This window comes from Myceligenerans halotolerans (assembly GCF_054782975.1).
The window spans coordinates 1-4,713 of the sequence record NZ_BAAGRL010000031.1; the positions used below are offsets into that span (position 1 = coordinate 1).

Below are 4,713 nucleotides of genomic sequence, written 5' to 3' on the forward strand. Positions count from 1 at the left end.
GCAGCCGTGGATGCCGTCCCGGCGCGCCTTCTCGACTCATCCGACCGGACCGGGTGAAATTTGCCCGGAGGCATTGACACGGCCTCCTGACCTGCGCAAGTAATGACGGGCACGTGCTCGTGAACGTTCCATTGCTGCCACACCCAAGGGAGCCATAGATGTCACACCGGTCCAGAACGCCCCTCCTCATGGCTGCCGTCACGGCGTTAGCGGCGGCGTTCACGCCCACCGCCGCGGCAGTTCCGTCCCCCGGAGAGTCGGCGGCGGACAAGGTCGACCCCCGTGAGCTCATCGCCGAGAACCTCACGCCGGCCGAGACCACCCCGGAGCCGGGCGTCGAGCGTGAGCCGGCCATCCAGAAGATGGCCCTCGGTCGCGGCACCGAGGAGCGCACCTACCTGATCCGGCTGGCCGATGACGCCGTGCCCACCTACCGCGGCGGCGTCGCGGGCCTGGACGCCACGGCGGTGAAGCCGGGCAAGTTGCTGGACCCGTCGACCTCCCGGGCGCGCGACTACACCGAGTTCCTCGAGGCGGAGCAGGACGGCTTCGTCACCCGCATGGAGCGCACGGTGGGGCACGACGTCGAGGTGCCGTTCACCTACCAGTACGCCGTCAACGGCGTCTCCGCCGTCCTGACGCCCGCCGAGGCCGCCGAGATCGCCAAGGACCCCGCCGTCGCGCACATCGCGCTCGACAAGGAGCACGAGCTCCACACGGATTCCGGTCCGGCCTGGAGCAACGCCGACGCGCTGTGGAACGCCGTCGAGGAGCTCGGCCTGCCGGAGGACTACCGGGGTGAGGGTGTCGTCATCGGCACCATCGACACCGGCATCAACCCGGGCAGCCCCTCGTTCGCCGAGACCGGCGACGACGGCTACACCCACACCAACCCGCTGGGCGCGGGGAACTACCTGGGCGTGTGCGACCCGTCGAACGACCACCAGTACGACCCCGACTTCCCGTGCAACGGCAAGCTGATCGGCGCCTACGGGTTCCTGTCCGACGAGGACCGGAGCGCCCTGGACGAGGACGGGCACGGCACGCACACGGCTTCGACGTCGGGCGGCAACGTGGTCGACGGCGTGCTGCCGACCGCGCCCGAGGGCACCGACCCGCCGGCCTTCGACGTGTCCGGCGTCGCGCCGCACGCGAACGTCATCAGCTACCGGGGCTGCTGCACCACCTCCGGGCTGACCGCCTCGATCGACCAGGCCATCGCCGACGGCGTCGATGTCATCAACTACTCGATCGGCTCTCCCGCGCCGTCGGACCTGTGGAACGACTTCGACGCGCTCGGGTTCCTCAACGCGCGCGCCGCGGGCATCTTCGTGGCGACCTCCAACGGCAACGACGGCCCCGGGTTCGCGACGACCGGCTCCCCGGCCGACGCCCCCTGGCTCACCTCGGTCGGTGCCTCCACCCACAACCGGCACGGGTTCTCGTCGCTGACCGACCTGACCGGCGGCGCGGGCGACCTGCCCGACCTCACCGGCAAGTCCCTGACGGGGCCGCTGCCCGCCACCGAGATCGTCTGGGCGGGTGACGTCGGCGACGAGCAGTGCCAGGACACCGAGGGGCACGAGGCCGAGTTCACCGACAAGATCGTGGTCTGCGACCGCGGCGTCGGCGGCCGCGTGGCGAAGTCGGAGAACGTCGCGGCGCAGGGCGCCGTCGGCTTCGTGCTCGCCAACGACGAGCCCAACGGCGACTCCCTGATCGGCGAGGCGTACGCGGTCAACGGCGTCTTCCTCACGCACCAGGACGGCCTGGCGCTCAAGGAGTGGCTCGCCGAGGGCTCCGGCCACACCGCCGCCATCGCGCGCACCACGTTCACCGTGGACGACGCCCTCGGCGACACCATGGCCAGCTTCTCGTCGCGCGGACCCAACCGGGCGGTCGACACCATCGTGCCGTCCCTCACCGCGCCCGGCGTCGACATCCTCGCCGCGCTCGGCTCGGCCGGCGGCGCGTACGACCACGTCGAGTACGGCACCATCTCGGGCACGTCGATGTCCAGCCCGCACGTCGCCGGCGCCGGCGCCCTGCTGACGCAGGCCCGCCCGGACTGGACCCCGGCCGAGCAGCAGTCCGCGCTCATGACCACGGCACGCACCAGCGTGCTGAACCACGACGGCGCGGCGGCCACCCCGTACGCCCAGGGCAGCGGGCACATGAACATCGGGGCCGCCGTGAGCGCGGGCCTGCTGTTCGACGAGTCCCCGGCGGACTACCTGGCCGCCGACCCCGAGGAGGGCGGCGACCCCACCACGCTCAACCTGCCGTCCTTCGCCGACACCCAGTGCCTGGCCTCGTGCTCGTGGGAGCGCACGGCGCAGGCGCCGGAGTCCGCCCCGGCCGGCGTCACCTGGACGGCGTCCGCGGACTCCGACCCGGGTCTCGCGCTCACCGTGGACCTGTCGCAGGACACGGTCTCGCCCGGCGACTCGATGGGCATCGCGGTCACCGCGGACGTGACCGGCGCTCCCGAGGGTGAGACGCTGTTCGGGCGCATCACGCTCACCCCGAGCGACCCGGACGTCCCGTCGGTGACCATGCCGGTCGCCGTCGTCCCGGCCGCGGCGGTCCTGCCCGACCAGATCGACATCAGCACGCGTCGTGACACGGGTTCGCAGGCCGTGACCGACATCCGGTCGATCGCCGTGTCGGACTTCACCGGCTCGGTGCGCGGCCTGGCCGCCGCCGACCTGCACGAGGGCTCCCTCGTCGAGGACCCGACCAACGGCTCGCCGTACGACGACCTGAGCCAGGTCGAGGTCATCACGCTGGAGGTGCCCGACGGCGCCGAGCGGCTCGTCACGGAGATCACGCAGGCGACCGCCCCGGACCTCGACCTGTTCGTCGGTACCGGTGACACGCCGAGCGCCGACACCCAGGCGTGCGCCTCGACGTCCGGATCCGCCGCCGAGTACTGCGAGGTGCCCGAGCCGGACGCCGGGACCTGGTGGGTCCTGGTCCAGAACTGGGGCGGCAGCGACAACCAGCCGGACACCCACACGCTCGCCACGGCCGTGGTCCCGTCCGAGGACCTCGGCAACGCGGGCGTGACCGGCCCCGACGGCGAACTGCCGGTCGGCGAGCCGTACGACGTGCGCGTGCACTGGGACCTCGACGCGGAGGAGGGCGACCTCTTCTACGGCACCGCGGTGCTCGGCAGCTCGCCGGACACCCCCGGCGACATCGGCGAGGTCCCGGTCCGGCTGTCCCGCCTGGCCGACGACGTGACCAAGACCGCGTCGACGGACGCCGCCGCCATCGGCGACACGATCGGGTACGACCTCACCGTCGAGCCCAACGTGACGCCGGAGGACCTCACCTACACCGTCACGGACACCGTGCCCGACGGGCTGAGCATCGACCCCGGGTCGGTGACAGGTGACGGCGTCGTCGACGGGCAGACCATCACGTGGGAGGTCGACATGCCCACCTCGGAGGGGATCGCCGGCGCCTACGAGGCGTCCACGCCCGCCACGAACGCGCAGTGCGCGGCGTGGGCCGGGTTCCTCGACCTCGGCGAGCTGGGTATCGGGTTCAGCTCGCTCGACGGCGACAGCGCCGCGGTCAGCGCGTTCTCGAACATCGGCCCGTTCCCGCACTACTCCGACGAGTCGCCGAACCTCACCGTGTCCGACGACGGCCTGGTCACCATCGCCGGCGGGTACGGCGGAAGCCCGTGGGAGCCGCAGGCGATCCCGGCTGCGGCTGCGCCGAACGGTGTGATCGCCCCGCTGTGGAGCGACCTGGAGCTCTCGCTGGCGAACGACCGCGGCGTGCGGCTGGCCACCGGCGGAGACGTCGCCGTCGTGCAGTGGGACAACCCGTACCCGTTCGGGGGCGACCCGACCGACCTGTCCAACTCCGTCGGGAAGTTCCAGACCTGGATCTACAACTCGGTGTCGGACGACCGGCCGGAGATCACGTTCGAGTACGGCGAGCTCGGCACGCTGCCCGGGCTGGCCACCGTCGGGATCGAGAACCTCGCGGGCACGCTCGGCACCGCCGTCGTGAGCGCGGGCGACCCGTCGTCGGCCGTGACCGAGGGCGGCAGCATCTGCCTCGACTACGTGGGGCCGAGCATCGATCCCGTCACCCTGTCGTACGACGTGGTGGTCGCTCCTGACGCGGTCACCGGCACGTACACGAACACCGCCGAGCACGTCACGTCCGACCCGTTCGACGCGCCCGCGGTCGCGTCGGCCGACGTCGCCGTGACGGGCCTGGCGCCGTGCGACGAGGTGATCACCGGCCGGCACCACGGACGGATCTCGGTCACCGAGGGCACGACGTGCATCGAGGACGCGACGGTGCTGGGCAAGGTCGCCGTGTCCGACGGCGCCGGGCTGCGGGTCACGGACTCGAAGGTCGTCGCGCTGGTCCGGGCCGACGGGGCGACCGAGGTGCGGGTGTGCGACTCCCGCATCATCGGGGCGCTGTCCGTGATGCGGAGCTCGGGCGTCACGATCGGTGACCCGACCGTGAACTGCGCGGGCAACGACGTGACCGGTCCGGTCATCGTGCTCAAGTCGGAGGGCCCGGTGATCGGCGACAACGAGATCGCCGGACCGCTCGCCTGCTTCCGCAACGACCCGGAGCCGGCGAACAACGGTTCGCCGAACACGGTCACGGGCAGCAGACTCGGCCAGTGCCGGGACCTGTGAGGTTCCTCCGCTGACCGGGTAACGGGGAACGACA

General features: G+C 71.9%; 1 protein-coding gene. It reads left to right on the top strand.

The window, feature by feature from the left end; translation table 11 throughout:
• The first annotated feature begins 188 nt into the window (after window positions 1-188).
• The gene (locus ACYVK5_RS18900; RefSeq protein WP_460707510.1) at window positions 189-4,679 is read left to right on the top strand and encodes a S8 family serine peptidase; all 4,491 of its coding nucleotides are present in this window, start codon (window positions 189-191) and stop codon (window positions 4,677-4,679) included.
• Window positions 4,680-4,713 lie beyond the last annotated feature (34 nt).